The organism is Kribbella jejuensis (genome assembly GCF_006715085.1).
In the GTDB taxonomy this organism is placed as follows: domain Bacteria; phylum Actinomycetota; class Actinomycetes; order Propionibacteriales; family Kribbellaceae; genus Kribbella; species Kribbella jejuensis.
Window position 1 is genome coordinate 1,528,789 of sequence record NZ_VFMM01000002.1, and the last position, 16,189, is coordinate 1,544,977.

16 protein-coding genes are annotated in these 16,189 nt (G+C 68.9%); 5 read left to right on the forward strand and 11 right to left on the reverse strand.

Annotated elements, in window-relative coordinates; all coding sequences use genetic code 11:
• Positions 1-7: 7 nt before the first annotated feature.
• The gene (locus FB475_RS27445; protein ID WP_141859468.1) at positions 8-1,102 is read left to right on the forward strand and encodes an S-(hydroxymethyl)mycothiol dehydrogenase; all 1,095 of its coding nucleotides are present in this window, start codon (positions 8-10) and stop codon (positions 1,100-1,102) included.
• Here the strand turns inward: FB475_RS27445 and FB475_RS27450 are convergent.
• Positions 1,053-2,426, reverse strand: coding sequence for an MFS transporter (locus FB475_RS27450; protein ID WP_141859470.1), 1,374 nt, complete (start codon positions 2,424-2,426; stop codon positions 1,053-1,055). The genes FB475_RS27445 and FB475_RS27450 overlap by 50 nt on opposite strands.
• Positions 2,427-2,555: 129 nt before the next feature.
• Here FB475_RS27450 and FB475_RS27455 point away from each other — a divergent pair, with 129 nt between their 5' ends.
• Positions 2,556-3,497, forward strand: a complete 942-nt coding sequence (locus FB475_RS27455; protein WP_141859472.1) for a sigma-70 family RNA polymerase sigma factor — start codon at positions 2,556-2,558, stop codon at positions 3,495-3,497.
• Here the strand turns inward: FB475_RS27455 and FB475_RS27460 are convergent.
• The 7 genes from FB475_RS27460 to FB475_RS27490 form a co-directional block, all read right to left on the reverse strand.
• The gene (locus FB475_RS27460; protein WP_141859474.1) at positions 3,483-3,977 is read right to left on the reverse strand and encodes a GNAT family N-acetyltransferase; all 495 of its coding nucleotides are present in this window, start codon (positions 3,975-3,977) and stop codon (positions 3,483-3,485) included. The two genes, FB475_RS27455 and FB475_RS27460, sit on opposite strands and share 15 nt — an antisense overlap.
• A gap of 81 nt (positions 3,978-4,058) precedes the next feature.
• Complete coding sequence (locus FB475_RS27465; protein WP_141859476.1) at positions 4,059-5,033, reverse strand: aldo/keto reductase; 975 nt, start codon at positions 5,031-5,033, stop codon at positions 4,059-4,061.
• Positions 5,034-5,096: 63 nt separating this feature from the next.
• Complete coding sequence (locus FB475_RS27470; protein WP_141859478.1) at positions 5,097-5,570, reverse strand: MerR family transcriptional regulator; 474 nt, start codon at positions 5,568-5,570, stop codon at positions 5,097-5,099.
• A 61-nt stretch (positions 5,571-5,631) separates the two neighbouring features.
• Positions 5,632-6,024, reverse strand: a complete 393-nt coding sequence (locus tag FB475_RS27475) for a Fur family transcriptional regulator (protein ID WP_272952106.1) — start codon at positions 6,022-6,024, stop codon at positions 5,632-5,634.
• A 52-nt stretch (positions 6,025-6,076) separates the two neighbouring features.
• A complete protein-coding gene (locus FB475_RS27480) occupies positions 6,077-7,075 on the reverse strand; it encodes a metal ABC transporter permease (RefSeq protein ID WP_141859482.1) in 999 nt (332 codons plus the stop codon).
• The gene (locus tag FB475_RS27485) at positions 7,072-7,827 is read right to left on the reverse strand and encodes a metal ABC transporter ATP-binding protein (RefSeq protein ID WP_238332447.1); all 756 of its coding nucleotides are present in this window, start codon (positions 7,825-7,827) and stop codon (positions 7,072-7,074) included. The genes FB475_RS27480 and FB475_RS27485 overlap by 4 nt, the downstream gene beginning before the upstream one ends.
• Positions 7,824-8,768 (reverse strand): metal ABC transporter substrate-binding protein, encoded by a 945-nt coding sequence (locus FB475_RS27490; protein WP_141859486.1) that lies wholly within the window; start codon positions 8,766-8,768, stop codon positions 7,824-7,826. Before FB475_RS27490 ends, FB475_RS27485 begins: the two co-directional genes overlap by 4 nt.
• 52 nt (positions 8,769-8,820) lie before the next feature.
• Here FB475_RS27490 and FB475_RS27495 point away from each other — a divergent pair, with 52 nt between their 5' ends.
• Positions 8,821-10,119 (forward strand): YibE/F family protein, encoded by a 1,299-nt coding sequence (locus FB475_RS27495; RefSeq protein WP_141859488.1) that lies wholly within the window; start codon positions 8,821-8,823, stop codon positions 10,117-10,119.
• 85 nt (positions 10,120-10,204) lie between these two features.
• Entirely contained in the window at positions 10,205-11,344 is a 1,140-nt protein-coding gene (gene eboE, locus FB475_RS27500) for a metabolite traffic protein EboE (protein ID WP_141859489.1), read from the forward strand.
• Positions 11,345-11,352: 8 nt separating this feature from the next.
• Here eboE and FB475_RS27505 read toward each other — a convergent pair whose 3' ends face one another.
• The 3 genes from FB475_RS27505 to FB475_RS27515 are packed head-to-tail and all read right to left on the reverse strand — an operon-like array spanning position 11,353 to position 15,805.
• On the reverse strand, positions 11,353-11,649 hold the full coding sequence (locus FB475_RS27505) for a DUF6703 family protein (protein WP_141859491.1): 297 nt from the start codon (positions 11,647-11,649) through the stop codon (positions 11,353-11,355).
• Positions 11,650-11,681: 32 nt separating this feature from the next.
• Positions 11,682-12,833: a class I SAM-dependent methyltransferase gene (locus FB475_RS27510; RefSeq protein WP_141859493.1), complete on the reverse strand. Its 1,152-nt coding sequence runs from the start codon at positions 12,831-12,833 to the stop codon at positions 11,682-11,684.
• A gap of 32 nt (positions 12,834-12,865) precedes the next feature.
• A complete protein-coding gene (locus FB475_RS27515) occupies positions 12,866-15,805 on the reverse strand; it encodes an ATP-binding protein (protein WP_141859495.1) in 2,940 nt (979 codons plus the stop codon).
• Positions 15,806-15,871: 66 nt separating this feature from the next.
• Here FB475_RS27515 and FB475_RS27520 point away from each other — a divergent pair, with 66 nt between their 5' ends.
• Positions 15,872-16,186, forward strand: coding sequence for an antibiotic biosynthesis monooxygenase family protein (locus tag FB475_RS27520; RefSeq protein WP_185759454.1), 315 nt, complete (start codon positions 15,872-15,874; stop codon positions 16,184-16,186).
• Positions 16,187-16,189 lie beyond the last annotated feature (3 nt).

Here is a 16,189-nt window from a genome sequence, read left to right on the forward strand (position 1 = left end):
CGGACGCATGGCTCAGACGGTGCGTGGTGTGGTGGCGGCGACCAAGGGTGCGCCGGTGACGATCGAGCAGATCACGATCCCGGACCCCGGACCGGGCGAAGCGGTCGTGCAGGTGCAGGCGTGCGGCGTCTGCCATACGGACCTGCACTACCGCGAGGGCGGGATCAACGACGACTTCCCGTTCCTGCTCGGGCATGAGGCTGCGGGGATCGTGGAGGCGGTCGGCGACGGCGTCACCGACGTACAGCCGGGTGATTTCGTCGTACTGAACTGGCGGGCGGTCTGCGGCAACTGTCGCGCCTGCCTGCGCGGCCGCCCGTGGTACTGCTTCAACACGCACAACGCCCAACAGAAGATGACGCTCGCGGACGGTACCGAGCTGAGCCCGGCGCTCGGCATCGGGGCGTTCGCGGAGAAGACCCTGGTCGCGGCCGGGCAGTGCACGAAGGTCGACCCGGCGGCCAAGCCCGAGGTCGCGGGCCTGCTCGGCTGCGGCGTGATGGCCGGCCTCGGCGCGGCGCTCAACACCGGGAACGTCGGCCGCGGCGACACGGTCGCGGTGATCGGCTCAGGTGGCGTCGGTACGGCGGCCGTGGTCGGTGCCCGGCTCGCCGGAGCCGCGAAGGTGATCGCGATCGACCTCGACGAACGCAAGCTGACCACCGCCCAGGAGTTGGGCGCCACCAACACGATCAACTCGAAGGACCTCGACCACGAGGGCGTCGTCGCGGCGGTGCAGGAGCTGACCGGTGGGTTCGGCGCCGATGTGGTGATCGACGCCGTCGGGCGGCCGGAAACGTGGAAGCAGGCCTTCTACGCGCGCGACCTCGCGGGCACCGTCGTACTGGTCGGCGTACCGACGCCGGAGATGCGGATCGAGATGCCGTTGCTGGACTTCTTCGGCCGCGGTGGCTCGCTGAAGTCCAGCTGGTACGGCGATTGTCTCCCGACCCGCGACTTCCCGATGCTGATCGACCTGCACCTTCAGGGCCGGTTGCCGCTGGACCGGTTCGTCTCCGAGACGATCGCGCTCGAGGACGTCGAGGACGCGTTCACGAAGATGCACCACGGAGACGTACTGCGGTCGGTCGTGCTGTTCTAGCAAGTGCGCCGGCGGCGACGATGCCGGCCACCGCTGTCAGCGCGACCGCCCGATGCGTCACCGGGAACGAGTGCGTCGACAGGTACACCGTGCCGAAGATCGTGACGCCGCCGACCTGGCTGAGCTGCATCGCGGTGGTGAGGATGCCGCTCGCGTCGGCGGCCCGGGGGAGCGGGACGTTGACCAGGGCCTGGGTGACCAGCGGGCTCGCCGACAGGCCCATGCCCGCGCCGGCCACGACCATGGCGGGCCAGACGAACGTTCCGACGCCCGCATACCCGATGGCGCACAGCGCGAGACCTACCGGTACGACGAGGTGGTGGAACCGGCCGGGGACGGACCGCCAGAAGAATCCGACCAGGCCGAACGTCACCGCGAACGGGAGCCAGGTCAGCCCGGCCCGCATCGCTGACTCACGGAGCTCGACCTGCAGATGCAGGGTGAACGCGAACAGGAACCCACCGAGCGCGAGGATCGTGAACGCCATCGTCGCCAGACCCGTGGGCAGCCCACGAGCGCGCAGAACCTCGAGGTTGAGCAGCGGGTCGACCGTACGACGCTCGTACTGGACGAAGACCGCGGCAAGCACGACGCCGGCTGCCATGCACCCGAACGTCCACAGCGGCCACCCGATCTCGTGACCGACCACCGCCGGCAGCACTAGCAGCAGTACGGCGCACGTCGACAACGCCAACCCGACGAGGTCGAGACGCCGTGCGCACGAAGGACGGTCCGCCGGCATCACGCGCGGTACCAGGATCGCCAGGCAGATGCCGACCGGGACGTTGACCAGGAACACCGGTCGCCAGCCGGAGCCGAGCAGGTTCGCGCCGACGAGCAGGCCGCCCGCGATCAGCCCGGCGACCTGGCCGGCCGACAGCGTCACGCCGTACGCCGACAACGCCTTGGCGCGGGCCGGTCCGGAGAAGTGCGCCTGGATCAGGCTCATGATTTGCGGCACCATGATCGCCGCGGCGACACCCTGGACGAACCGGAACAGCACCAGCGGCAGGATCGCGGGCGCCAGCCCGCAGGCGAGTGAGGCGAGCGTGAACAGGATCGCGCCGGTCAGGAACATCCGGCGGCGGCCGTACAGATCGCCGAGCCGGGCGCCGGTGATCAGGGTCATCGCATACGCGACCAGGTAGCCGCCGACGACCAGTTGCAGCCACGCACCGGAGGCGTGGTAGCCGGCGCCGATGGCGGGCATCGCGACGTTCACGATCGAGGTGTCGAGCAGAGCCATGAACTGGCCGAGCAGGAGCACGGCGAGCATCAGCCCACGCCGGGTATCGGCGGCGCGATCAGTGATAACAGCGGTCATCAGGTTCTCCCTTGTCTGCACCGGACGTGGGGGTATACCTGGCGGGTCCGCAGGATTCATCGGTGCCGGACCGATGATTTTCGCGCGGTCACGCAGTACGTACTCGTGACCTGTGGGAGGGTGACGACGATGGACCGTGACGATTTCGACCGGCTGACCGAGCCGCACCGGCACGAACTGCTGGTGCACTGCTACCGCATGCTCGGATCGATCCACGACGCCGAGGACCTGGTGCAGGAGACCCTGCTGCGGGCGTGGCGCGCCGCCGAGACGTACGACGAGCAGCGGGCGTCGATGCGGACCTGGCTCTACCGGATCGCCACCAACGCCTGCCTGACCGCTCTCAAAGGCAGAGCGCGGCGAGCTCTGCCCTCGGGTCTGGTGAGCGCGAGCGAGGACACCCAGGTACCGATCGAGCTGTCGACCGAGGTGTCCTGGCTGCAGCCGTTCCCGACCGATCCGGCGTCGGCGACGGTCGCGCAGGGCAGTCTGCGGCTGGCGCTGATCGCTGCGATGCAGTACCTCCCGGCCCGGCAGCGCGCGGTCCTGGTCCTGCGCGATGTCCTCGACTGGCCGGTCGCCGACATCGCCGAGGCCCTCGAGACCACCGCGGCGAGCGTGAACAGCGCACTGCAACGCGCGCGGGCCAAGCTCGCCGAGATCGACATCACCGAGGACGACGTCGACGAGCCCGACGACCGGCAGGTCAAGTCCGTCATCGAGGACTACATGCGCGCCTTCGAGGCGGCCGATGTGAAAGGCCTGACCCGGCTGCTCACCGACCAGGTCGTCCTCGAGATGCCGCCCGCGCCGCTGTGGTACGTCGGCCGCGACGCGTACGGCGAATTCATGGAGCGCGTGTACGCGATGCGCGGACCGGATTGGCGACTACTGCCGACCGTGGCGAACGAACAGCCCGCCATCGGCGCGTACGTGCGCGGGGACGACGGACGCTTCCACGCGCACAGCCTGCAGGTGTTCACGGTCACCAGGGCCGGCATCACGCACAACGTGGTCTTCTTCGGCCAGGAGCTCTTCGCGTACTTCGAGCTGCCCTCAGACCTTGAATGAGATCCACACGTCAGGAGTGGCGTCCGGCCGGCCGACGATCGGACGCTCCTCCTGCGTCCACGCGTCGCCGGACACCTCGGTCGCGACCCGCTGCCAGAACCGGACCGCTGTCTCGTTGTTCCGCTGGAAGGCCACGTCGCACGGACCAGAATGATGTGCCAGCACCTGCTGCACCGCCTGTAGCCCGTACCCGTGCCGCCGCGCCGGACGCACCAGGAAGAACGCGTTGAGTACGTGCACCGGTTGCTGCAGCGCGCGCAGGAAGCAGAAGCCGATCGGCACCTCGCCCAGCGAGATCAGGTAGCCGGCCCACTCCGGGTGGCCGGTCAGCACGTTCTCCAGCCACTCGCTGCGGTAGCTGCCGTCAGGACGCGGGAGCTGGCCCTGGAACTCGGACAGGTCGTGCCGGAACATCAGCCACAGCCGCTCCATCAGGACGCGGTCGGACGGCTGCACTCGGCGCACCAGCAGATCGGACATCGGTCTCCTCACCAAAGATGTGTGAACGCAGAAAAGCCTCCCGCCGGAAGTCCGGTGGAAGGCTTACTGCTGAGCAGTTTATCAGTTCTGCGCCGCGGTCTCCCCGGCGACCCAGCTCATGTCGGCGTACCGGGTGCCGACCGGGGTCAGCTTCGACAGCGCCTCGACGTCGTCCGCGGACAGCTGGACGTCGAGCGCCGCCCAGTTCTCCTCCAGGTACTTGCGCCGCTTCGTCCCCGGGATCGGCGCCACATCGTTGCCCTGCGCAAGCACCCACGCGAGCGCGATCTGCCCCGGCGTCGCGTCGTACCGGCTCGCGACCGCGCGGATCTCCTCGACCAGCTTGAGGTTGGCGTCGAGGTTGTCCCCGGAGAACCGCGGCAGGGTACGGCGGAAGTCGTCGGCCGCCAGCTCCGTCGGCAGCGCGCCGGTGAGCATGCCGCGGCCGAGCGGCGAGTACGGCACCAGGCCGATGCCGAGCTCGCGGAGCACCGGCAGCACCGACTCCTCGATGTCCCGGCTGAACAGCGACCACTCGCTCTGGACGGCGGTGATCGGGTGCACGACGTGCGCCCGGCGGATCGTCTCCGCCGACGCCTCGGACAGCCCGAGGTACCGGACCTTGCCGGCCTGGACGAGCTCGGCCATCGCGCCGACCGTCTCCTCGATCGGCACGTTCGGGTCCATCCGGTGCTGGTAGTACAGGTCCACGTGGTCGACGCCGAGCCGCTGCAGCGACGCGTCGATCGCGGACCGGACGTACTCGGGCGAACCGTTCACGTCGCGCGCCGCAGGATTCCGCGGATCGCCGACGATGCCGAACTTCGTCGCCAGGAACACCTCGTCGCGGCGGTCCGCGATCGTCCGGCCGACCAGCTCCTCGTTCGCGCCGAAGCCGTACATGTCGGCGGTGTCGAGGAACGTGATGCCGAGGTCCAGGGCGCGGCGCAGGGTCGCGACCGACTCGTTCTCGTCGGCGGCGCCGTACGCGAAGCTCATTCCCATACAGCCGAGTCCGAGCCGGCTGACCTCGGCGCCTTGGTTACCCAGTTTCATCTGTTTTCTCCCATCACAAACCGGCCGAGCCGTGCGTGACGGTCGGCTGGATCGAGTTGTTGTTTACGGAGCGGCAGTGCCGCCGTAGACGGCGATCTTGTAGTCGGTCACCGCAAGGGCGAGCTGCAGGTCCCGCAGCTGCCGCTGGATCCGGTCGCGGTGCTCCTGCATCAGGGCGAGCCGCTGCGGTTCGGTGTGGTCGCCCTCGGACACCAGCTCCAGGTAGTGGCTGATCGCGCCGATCGACATCCCGGAGGCGCGCAACCGGCTGATGAACACGATTCGCGACATCGCCCGCCGGTCGTAGCTGCGGTAGCCGGCCGCGTCCCGGCGGACGTCGACCAGGCCGATCCGCTCGTAGTACCGCAGGGTGTGAGCGGTCAGGCCGGTGAGCTCGGCGGCCTCGGCGATCGAGAGGTCGTCGGGCAGGTCCTCCGGCAGCTCCAGCAGACAGAGCAGGTCGGGGTCCACCGGTTCCGGCTCGGGGTGGTACGCCGCGATCGCAGTGCGGCGGTCCACCAGCTCGGTCGTGTTCATGACTACGACCGTATGCCTTCGAGTGCGCTCAAAGGCAAAGGTGAGCTAGATCACTTGACTGTCACTTCGACTGGCAGTCGGCGCAGGTGCCGAAGATCTCCAGGGTGTGGCTGATGTCGGCGTAGCCGTGCTCGGCGGCGACCTTGTCGGCCCAGCGCTCCACGGCCGGGCCTTCCACCTCCACGGTGCGCCCGCAGTTGCGGCAGACCAGGTGGTGGTGATGCCCCTTCGAGCAGCGCCGGTACGCCGTCTCTCCGTCGGCGGTGCGCAGTACGTCGACCTCACGCGAGTCCGCGAGCGCCTGCAGCGTGCGGTACACCGTGGTCAGGCCGACGGCCTCACCGGCGGACCGGAGCTCCAGGTGGATCTCCTGGGCGGTCCGGAATTCGTCGATCTTGTCGAGCGCGTGCGCGACCGCCGCGCGCTGACGGGTCGAGCGTGTTCCGATGGCCACCGTTCCTCCTGTCGTCTCCATAGCGCCCTCCAGTCTCTCAGAAGTCAGCAAGCTAGTGCTCGTCCCAGTGATCGCCGTGTGCCGCGTGCAGATGCCCGTCGTGCACGTAGTCGACATGGTCTCCGTGGTCGACCTTCTTGTGACCACAGTCCTGGCTGTGCGCATGCGGGTGTCCAGCACTCACCACATGCGGCTCCGGCGCCGGTACGCCGACCTCCGGCTCCTCGTCCGCCAGCGGACGCCCGGCGCGGCGGCGGAGCAACGTCCCGACGGTCGCAGCCACGACGAACCCGGCCAGCGCCAGGACGACGATGGTGGCGCCCGGTGCGACGTTGGCGTTGTACGACGTCACGATGCCGGCCAGACACGCCAGTACGCCGATGATGCACGCGGTGACGAACGTACTGCGGAAGGACCGCGTGATCTGCTGCGCGGTCGCCACGGGGACCACCATGAGCGCGCTGACGAGCAGGAGTCCCACAGTACGCATCGCTACCGTCACGGTGACCGCGGCCATCACGGCGATCACCAGGTTGAGCAGCTGAACCCGGAGTCCCGTCGTACGGGCGAACTCCTCGTCCTGGCAGACCGCGAACAGCTGCGGGCCCAGGCCGATCGCTACGACCAGTACGGCGACGGCCAGGCCGACGACGACGTACAGGTCGCTCTGGGAGACCGTCGTGAGTGAACCGAACAGGTACGTGTTCAGTGTGGCTGCGCCTTGACCTGCCAGTCCGATGAGCAGCACACCGCCCGCGATGCCGCCGTAGAACAGCAGGGCGAGCGCTACGTCGCCGGTGGCCTTGCCGCGGGCGCGCACGAGTTCGATGGCAGTCGCGCCGGCGATCGACACGATCACCGCGGTCAGCACCGGAGCACTCCCGGTCAGCAGACCGAGCGCGACACCGGTGATCGCGATGTGGCCGATCCCGTCGCCCATCAGCGACAGGCGGCGCTGCACCAGATACGTCCCGATCGCCGGCGCGGACAGTCCGGTGAGCAGACCCGCGATCAGTGCGCGCTGCATGAACTCGAGCTCGAACATGGTCATGAGGGCAGCCACCCCGGTTCGTCGTCGGCGGTGTGCGAGTGGTGGACGTGGGCGTGCGTCTGGGAGGCGTGCGGTGGGCCGTCGTACACGATCCGGCCGCGGCGCATCACCACCGAGCGGTCGATCAGCGCGTCCATCGGGCCGAGGTCGTGGCTCACCATCACCACGGTCGTGCCGCGTTCGACCCGCTCGCGGATCGCGTCGGCGAAGATCTGCTGGCTGGCCAGGTCGACCCCGGCGGTCGGCTCGTCGAGGATCAGCAGCTCCGGATCGGACACCAGTGCCCGCGCGATCAGCACCCGCTGCTGCTGCCCGCCGGACAGCTCGGCGACCGCGTCCTTGCGCCGGTCGGCCATGTCCACGACCTGCAACGCGTCCTCGATCGCTTGCTTGCCCACGGCACCGAGTGGCGCGAACAGCCGCCGCTTGGAGAGCAGCCCGGACGAGACCACCTCGTACACGGTCGCCGGTACGCCGCCGGCCGCGGTGATCCGCTGCGGTACGTACCCGACGCGGCGCCAGTCGCGGAAGCGGGGGACCGCCGTACCGAACAGGCGGACCTCGCCGCGGGCCGCGGGCAACAGACCGACGACGGTCTTGATCAGCGTGGACTTGCCGGACCCGTTGGTACCGAGCACGGCGACAACCTCGCCCTGCCGGACCCGCAGGTCGATTCCCCGGAGCACCAGGCGGCCGCCCAGATCGACGGACAGGTCGTCGACCTGGACAGCCAGGGTGTTGTCAGTTGTCACGAGCAACCATTCGCGGTCCGGAGCTCCTGCAGGTTCTCCTGCATGAGCGTCAGGTAGGTTTCCTTGGAGTTGGCGTCGGACAGCCCCTCGATCGGGCTCAGTACGGCGGTCTTGACGCCGACGTCGTGGGCGATCGTCTCGGCCACCTTCGGGCTGACCAGCTCCTCGTAGAAGATCGTGGTCACGTGCTGGGCCTTCACGATGTCCTGGACCTCCTTGATCCGGGTCGGTGTCGGCTCGGCGTCCGGCGTGAACCCGGCGATCCCGACCATCGTCAGACCGTATCGCTTGGCCATGTACGCGAACGCCTCGTGGCTGGTCACGAACGTCTTCAGCTTGCAGTTCGCCAGACCGGTCTTGTACTCGGTGTCGAGCTTGCCGACCTGGGCGAGCAGCGCCTGCGCGCGCTCGTGGTAGCCGGCCGCGTTCTTGCTGTCGACGCTTGCGAGCTTCTCCTCGACCGCCTTGACGACCGCCGCGTACCGCACCGGATCGAGCCAGAAGTGCGGGTCGAGCGCGTTGTCCTTGTGCGCGGCCTCGGCGGCGCCGTCCTGGTGCTCCTCGAAGTTCGCGCCGGTGTCCTCGAGCTGGGCGGCCGGGGCGACGTCGAACCCGGCGTCCTTCGCGTTCTGCGCGACGGCCTCGTCGACGGCCGGCTGCAGGGTCTTCTCGTACACGACGACCTTGGCCTCGGCGATCGTGGCGACCTGCTTCGGGGTCAGCTCGAGGTCGTGCGGCTCGACGCCGGGCGCGGTCAGGGTGGTCACGTGCACCGCGTCGCCGCCGATTGACCGGGCGATGAACTCGAGCGGGTAGAACGAGGCGACGACGTCGAGCTTCCCGTCGGCGGTGCCGTCGGCGGCCGGACCACCGCACCCGGCCAGGGCGACGGTGGCCACCGCGGCGGCACCGGCGATAATTGCTCGAAGACCAGTTCTCATGACAATCATTTTCATCTTAGTTGGAACTGATTGTCAAAACAGGGAGTTCGCGATGGCCAGCCGCAACGTCGGGCGACGGCGTGCCGACCGTAGACCCAACCGCCGCCGCGCGGTCGAAATTCCGCGCGGTCATGGGCACGGCCACGGTCATGCGCACGGTCATGGGCACGGCGATCACGTGGTCGACACCTCGGTGGTGAACTCGGACGCGATCGTCGCGCGGCGCGTCCGGATCGTCGTCGCCGCCGTCCTCGTCCCGCTGATCGTGGCCGCGGTGGTTTCGCTGATCGTGTTGTGGCCGGGCGGTGACGTGAAGGTCGCGTCCTATCAGACGAGCAGCGCGCGTGGTCAGATCACTGCGCTGAAGCCCTGCGCGGACGCCAGGGACAAGTGCAACCTCGCCACGGTGAAGCTGAGCAACGGCGCGGACAAGGGGAAGGCCGTGCCGGTCCAGGTACCCAAGGCCGGCGGGGCGCCGATCCCGGTCAAGGTCGGCCAGGAGGTGATGCTCGCCGTCCAGAAGGACGCGCCGCCGGACCAGAAGTACCAGTATGTCGACCACGACCGGATCAAGCCGCTGTTGATCCTCGCGGTGATCTTCGCGGTCGCGGTGGTCGCGCTGTCCCGGTGGCGCGGGTTCGCGGCCCTGATCGCGCTCGCGGTGACGGCTGTGATGCTGACCCAGTTCATCCTGCCGGCGATCCTGCGGGGCTCGAACCCGCTGCTCGTCGCGGTAGTCGGCGGCGCGGTGATCATGACGATCGCGGTCTTCCTGACCCACGGGATCAATGCCGAGTCCTCGATCGCGCTCGCCGGGACGATCGCCGCGCTCGGCCTGACCGTACTCCTCGGCTGGTTCTTCACCGGGTTCTCGCAGTTGAGTGGCCTGGCGGCCGAGGGGGCGTCCACCGCGCAGCAGTTCTCACCGCACCTCGATCTGGCCGGATTGCTGGTGGCCGGGATGGTGATCGGCGCGCTCGGAGTTCTCGACGACGTCACGGTCACCCAGGCAGCCGCGGTGTGGGAGCTGTCCGCGGCCAACCCCGCTGCGAGCCGGCGTGAGCTGATGTCGGCCGGTCTGCGGATCGGCCGGACGCACGTCGCGTCGGTGGTGAACACGCTGGTTCTCGCATACGCCGGTGCCGCGATGCCGGTGCTGCTCGTGTTCGCGATCCAGGACCTGCCAGTGGTGACGGTGATCTCTACCGAGGCGGTCGCGATGGAGGTTGTCCGCGGTCTGGTCGGCAGCCTCGGCATCATCGCAGCCGTTCCGCTGACGACCGCGCTGGCCGCGATGGCGGTCGCGGACCGCTCGCGTGACCTGGTCGGCACGCCAGAACCTGTCGCATAACCCCCACACCTCTTACCCTGCAGATAAGTCACGGAAAGTCCGTCAGCAATCACCTTCCGTGGCCTCACGGGGTGAGGAGTTGTTGATGAGGTTCCGTCATCGGGACGGGTCGACCGTCCATCTGGGGTACTGCGCGACCGTGCATCCGGCAGCCGAGCTGGACGAGCTCGTCGCGGAGCTCGACGGCTGTGCAAGCCCGGTCCGGTCGGCTCTCGACGTACCCCTGCTCGGCGTCGGGCTGTGGTTCCCGCACCGGCTGGCCGATCGGCTGGCGAACTCGCCCGCGTCGCTGAGCAAGCTGCGCCGCGCGCTGCATCGCAACCGGCTCGAGGTCGTCACCCTGAACGGCATCGCGCATGCGAACGATCTGACCGGGACGAGCGTGTACTGCCCGGACTGGACCGAGCCCGAGCGGCTGCGGTACACCCTCGACCTGATCGACGTACTCGCGGACCTGCTGCCGGACGATGCGACGTACGGCTCGATCTCGACGGTGCCGCTCGGGTGGCGGGTTCCGTGGTCGAAGGCGCGCAACCTGGCCGCGCGGGAGGCGTTCGACCGGGTCGAGCAGCACCTGGCCCGGACCGAGGCCCGTACCGGCCGGCGGATCCGCGTGGCCGTCGAGACCGAGCCTGGGTGTGTCCTTGAGATGGTCGGGCAGGCCGCGGCTTGGCTGGATCGCTACTCGAGCCCGTACGGCGGTATGTCGCTGGTCGGGCTGGGGCTCGACACGTGTCATCTCGCCGTGCAGTTCGAGGACCCTGCCCAGTCGTTCGAGCTGCTGTGGCGGGCGGGCGTCGACGTGGTCAAGGCGCAGCTCTCGGTGGCTCCGACGCTGGTGGACCCGGGGGATGCGTCGGGGCGGTACGTGCTCGGCCAGCTCGGCGTACCTCGGTATCTGAGGCAAGTGCGCGAGTGGGGTGGGCCAGGGGTGGACGACGTCGCGCAGTCATCGCAGCTGTCGGGTCATGCGGCGTGGCGGATGCATGCGCATCTGGCGGCGCACGCTGCGCCACCAGATCCGCTCAGTGCGACGACCGGGGTGCTGGACGACTGCCTGGCTCGTCTGGTCGGTGGTGGGCATCCGCTGACGCACCACTTGGAGTCAGAGGTGTACGTGTGGCCACGGACGCCCAAAACCCAGCAGGCGTTGGCGAAACGGATCACCAAGGAGCTGTCGTGGCTCCGCGACCGGCTGACCGCTCTCGGGCTGGACGAGGTCTGAGCCTCGGTTCAGCCGTTGGCGATCCGGGAGACCGCGAAGAGCAGGATCAGCACGATCGAGAAGATGCGCAGGAACTTCGGTCCGCCGGTCACCGCGGGCCATGACAGGAACGCCAGCCAGCCCAGTAGGAGCGCCAGCAGCACCAGCGCGGGCACACCTACCGGAAGCGGCGCGAACACCCCCGCCAGCGCCAGCACCAGGGTGATGCCTGGCAGAGTCAGCTTGGGCGCGGCGTGCAGCTTGGCGACGTACGGATAACTCACTTTGGTAATCCGCTGCCGCATCGGGCTGCTGGGGGTGCTCATGCGCCTATTGTTCCAGGTGGTTCCAGGTCGTTTCAGGGGGTCAGCTCGTAGAACCTCCAGAACGGGTGGTCGATCGGTAGTACGTCGACCTTGGTGAAGCCCGCGTGCTCTGCCAGGTGGCGTAGCTGGTGCGGTCGCATGATGGCGCCGACGATGTCGGAGTCCTCGTCCACGCGGCCTTGCGGCGTACACCAGATGGTGCTGGCCGCGGCGAGGAACCGTTGTACTTCGTCACCAGGTGCCTGCAGCTGCTCGTCGGCCCGCTCGTCCATCACGAGCACGCGGCCGCCTGGTGCGAGCGCGGTACGGGCTGCGACGAGTGCTTCGACGGGATGGGCGAAGTCGTGGACGCATTCGAAGAACGTGATCAGGTCGTACTGCGTGCCGCCCGCAAGGACCTCGGTGATGTCGCGTACCTCGAAGCCGACGCGGTCCGCGACGCCTTGCTCGGCGGCGTTCCGGCGCGCCCGGGTGATCGAGTCCTCGTCGTTGTCGTAGCCGTCGACGTGGACCGCCGGGTAGGCCTTCGCCAGTTCGATCGCCGACCAGCCGGCGCCGGTACCGAGGTCCGCGACGCGTGCACCCTTGGTGAGCAGGTCGTGCAGCCCGGGTACGTTCGGGATCCACTCGGCCGCCAACGAGTTCACGTACGCGGGGCGGTTCAGCATCTCCTGTGCGGCCACGGCCTCTTCGCCGTACGCCGCGTAGGGCACGCCCGCCCCACTCTTGAACGCGGCGACCACCTGCGGGAACGACCGCCCGACCGCAGGCACGATGGCCGCCAGGCCACCGGCGTACACCGGACTCGTCGGCTCCAGCAGTGCCACCCGCACGCCCGGCGCCAGGTCGAACCTGTCCGTCCAGACGTCCGATCCGTCGATGGTCAACAACCCACTGATCGCCTGCGACTGCAGCCATTCGACCAGGTACCGATGGTCCAGCCCGGTCCGCTCCGCCAACTCGCTCGCGGTGATCGGCCCGGCCTCGTCGATCGCCCGGTAAATCCCGTGCACCTCCCCGAGATAGACCGTGAACAACTCCGCCGCCCCCAACGCCGCCCCGAACAACCGCCCCATCAACGCCCCCGCGGCCTCCGCCGCCGTGCCGTCCGCCGCCGTGCTCGGACCCGCCGCGTTTGCGGCGTCGCCGGTTGTGTCTGTGCCGGGGATGTTTGTCGTGGTCATCGTGCCCCTCCTCGTGTAGTTGCTTTCACCCCTCAGGCGCCAGGTGTGGACTGGCAATGCCAGGTGACGTCGTTCTCCGGCTCGTACCGGCACTGGCGGCCGGTGCGGATGGACGCGCGGAGGTGCCGGCCGAGCGCCGGATGTACCCGCTCGATCGCCTTCACCGCAACGCCGATCCGCATCGACACCGCCTTCCGGCTCCGTTCCACCGGATCACCCGCCACCCGCGCCCGCCCACCGAGCCCGAGCGCCCCCGCCAACTCCCGCACCAGGAACTCCCGCTCCACCCGGAGCTTCTCCAGCCGCCCGAGGTCGTTCCCGTCCTCCGCCTCGGCGAGCTCCTCCTCCAACTCCCGCACCCGCTCGCGGTAAGCCGCCCGCGCCTGCCCGTCGATCACCGGTCCGAGATCCCCGCCCAGCACCTGCCCGGAGAGCTCCACGACACTCACGTCCTGCCGCGGCCGCCCCAGCAACACCGCAAGATCCCGAACCCCTTTGCCATCAGCCACCTGCGCAGTGACCCCTCGCCAAGTCACCTCCCACGCCATGCCCACCAACCGCAGAACCCCCACCTCAGAGGCCGTCTCGAGCCCACCCGCCCGGCTCGACCGTTCCGGGTCGAGTTCGGCCAGCGCCTTCTCCGCCTCGGCGACCAACGTCTCCGCCCCGGCCGCGCGGTGTGCTTCGAGCGCGTCCTCCAGGAGCCGGCGGGCCTCGGCCCGGCCGAGCTGAGCGGCGAGGCGCCCCAAGAACAGCGACACCTTGCCCAGACAAGCCCCACCGATCCCATCGATCACCCAGAGATCGGTGTACGGCGTGAGTACGTCGTACACGATCCGCGCGACCGCGTCCTCACCCAGCACCCGCCCCGCCTCACCGAGAAAGGCCACCGACTCCAGCCACTCGGCATCCCGCGGGATCGCGTCCAGACCGTCCTGCACCCGGCGTCGCGCGATCCGCCGCGCCGGCTCAGCGGACCCGGTCCGCGCGAAGTAGTACGCCGACGGGCCATCAGCCATCGGATTGCCCGCGAACGGACGCATCACACTTTCGACGTACGTGCGCAGCTCCGCGATCACCCCAGCCGCATCCGCATGTGCCGCCCGCAACGCGAACACCATCAACCGCCCGTTAGGACTGTCCGGATCGTCCGCGAGCTGCGTCGCCTCCTCGACACACCTGGCCGCCTCATCCAGCCGGCCCGACATCAACGCTCGCATGCCCTGCCAGATCGGCACCAACCAGCCGTACAGCGGAAGCCGCAGCGGCACGACCGCCCGCGCATACGCAGCGATCTGCACATCAGCCTCCACGAACCGCCCCTGTTCGAGCAGTCCGACCACCAGCAACCGCCGAGCCAACAGGACTGATCCAAGATCACCGACCGCGAGAGTGAGCATGCGCCGGGCAGCCGCCACCCGCTCTGCGACGTAGTCAGGCCCAGAGAAGACGTCGCACCACACCGCCAACGCAGCGACCTCAGCTGCGGCATCTCCTGCCTCCGAGGCGAGCCGCACTGCCTCGTCGGCCAGCTGACGCGGCTCATCGCCCTGGTCTGTCTGCAACCGCCCAAGAGCCAGCCGTGCAACAGCAGCAGCCTTCAGCGCACCATCGGGCAACTGCGGCACTGCCTGTCCCAACAGCGCCGTCGACTCCTCATCCCCGAGATCGACCTCGAACCCACCGACCCCACCTCCCATTGCCAGCACAGCCCGCGCCACGGTCTCCGGATCACCCGCAGTACGAGCGACAGCCCGCAGCGTGTCCCGGCCAGCCGTCAACTCACCAGCCAGTACCTGTGCCGCCCCAAGCTCCACCTGCACCACGGGATCGTCCAGCTCAGCCCACCCGTAGAAGCGAACGGCCTGCTCATACCCCGACTGGTCCCGCGCAGCCCGTGCTGCTACCAGCGCGAACTCCCGCGACTTCTCGACAACCCCAGCACTCCGGTAGTGCGCAGCAACCTGCCCAGCATCGTTCTGACCGGCCAACAACTCAGCCGCCCGCAAATGGAGCTCGGACCTCCGGTGGACACCAAGACCGTCATAAACGACCTCACGCACCAGGGAGTGGGCAAACCGCAGACGGTCCTCCGACACGGCTGCCAACCGAGCCGCCACAGCATCACCAAGTACAGCAAGCACATCTCCCGTATCCGCTACTGCAGCAAGCACCCGCAGGTCCACGTCCTCACCCAGCACAGCCGCCACCGCGAGCACGTCGTACGTGTGCTGTCCAAGACGAGCAAGGCGCCTCTCCAGCACCTGACGCACGCCGGTAGGCGTCTCCGTGGAAGTAGTACCGCGCGCCGCGTGCCACCGCGCGAGCTCCTGCACGAAGAACGGGTTCCCACCGGTCCTTGCATGTACGGCGTCCGCATAGCCGCTGTCCGTACTCCCGAGGACCTGTGTGACCAGCTCGCCCGTAGCGGCGCGGTCCAGCCCAGCAAGAGGCACCCGTACGAACGAAGGCGGCAGGGCGCGAAACGCATCCGCCGCCGGCTCGGGTACGTCGACCGCGTTGTCACGGCTGGTGACGAGCAGGAGACACCGCAGCTCGGGCAGCAGACCGACAACGAACCGCAACAGTGCGAGGGTCGACCCGTCCGCGAGGTGGATGTCCTCGACGATGATCACCGCCGGTTGCGCGGCCGTCGCCGTACCGAGCTGGTCGGCGACCGCGGCGAACATGCTCGTCCGCGCGCCGTCACCCGGCTCGATCGACAACCCCAGCGAGCGGAACACCTGCCGCCAGGGCCAGTACGGCAGGGTCTCGGTCTCGGGGCAGCGGCCCCACGCGACGGCGTACCGCCGACTCCGCGCCGTGTCCGCGAGTACCGCCGCTGTGGTCGACTTGCCGATCCCGGCGTCGCCGATCAGGAGCGCGCCCTGGCCGCGGCCGCGCTCGACCTCGTCCAGCAGGCCGGTCAGGGTGCTGAGCTCCCGGGTCCGGCCGACCACACGCTCGGGCATACCGCCACTGTGCGGCGACCGCTGCCGCCGGGGGAAGTGCTGGTCGCTTACCGTAAGGTGACCCGGGTGTTCGTGGTGATCAGGTTCCGGGTGGGGGAGTCCGAGCAGGCCGGGTTCGGAGAGCGGTTGCAGGCCGCTGTCGACGTGCTCGCGCAGCAGAAGGGGTTCGTCGCGGCCCGGACCGGGCGCAACGTTGACGACCCGGAACTGCTCGCGCTGACGCTCGAGTTCGAGAACATCGGCAGCTATCGACGAGCGCTGTCGCCGTACGAGGTGAAGCTGACCGCGGTACCGCTGCTGTCGGAGGCGATCGACGAGCCGACGGCGTACGAAGATTTGCTGAATCAGCACGGATTCGATAGCGGCGCTCGGGACCGATAGCCT

Excerpts from the sequence above, each read along its gene's own strand:
- FB475_RS27445 (WP_141859468.1), top strand. The coding sequence starts at position 8 with ATGGCTCAGACGGTGCGTGGTGTGGTGGCGGCGACCAAGGGTGCGCCG.
- FB475_RS27470 (WP_141859478.1), bottom strand. The coding sequence starts at position 5,570 with ATGAACACGACCGAGCTGGTGGACCGCCGCACTGCGATCGCGGCGTAC.
- FB475_RS27490 (WP_141859486.1), bottom strand. The coding sequence starts at position 8,768 with ATGAGAACTGGTCTTCGAGCAATTATCGCCGGTGCCGCCGCGGTGGCC.
- FB475_RS27495 (WP_141859488.1), top strand. The coding sequence starts at position 8,821 with ATGGCCAGCCGCAACGTCGGGCGACGGCGTGCCGACCGTAGACCCAAC.
- FB475_RS27480 (WP_141859482.1), bottom strand. The coding sequence starts at position 7,075 with ATGACCATGTTCGAGCTCGAGTTCATGCAGCGCGCACTGATCGCGGGT.
- FB475_RS27460 (WP_141859474.1), bottom strand. The coding sequence starts at position 3,977 with ATGTCCGATCTGCTGGTGCGCCGAGTGCAGCCGTCCGACCGCGTCCTG.
- FB475_RS27510 (WP_141859493.1), bottom strand. The coding sequence starts at position 12,833 with ATGACCACGACAAACATCCCCGGCACAGACACAACCGGCGACGCCGCA.
- FB475_RS27450 (WP_141859470.1), bottom strand. The coding sequence starts at position 2,426 with ATGACCGCTGTTATCACTGATCGCGCCGCCGATACCCGGCGTGGGCTG.
- FB475_RS27465 (WP_141859476.1), bottom strand. The coding sequence starts at position 5,033 with ATGAAACTGGGTAACCAAGGCGCCGAGGTCAGCCGGCTCGGACTCGGC.
- FB475_RS27505 (WP_141859491.1), bottom strand. The coding sequence starts at position 11,649 with ATGAGCACCCCCAGCAGCCCGATGCGGCAGCGGATTACCAAAGTGAGT.
- FB475_RS27515 (WP_141859495.1), bottom strand. The coding sequence starts at position 15,805 with ATGCCCGAGCGTGTGGTCGGCCGGACCCGGGAGCTCAGCACCCTGACC.
- eboE (WP_141859489.1), top strand. The coding sequence starts at position 10,205 with ATGAGGTTCCGTCATCGGGACGGGTCGACCGTCCATCTGGGGTACTGC.
- FB475_RS27455 (WP_141859472.1), top strand. The coding sequence starts at position 2,556 with ATGGACCGTGACGATTTCGACCGGCTGACCGAGCCGCACCGGCACGAA.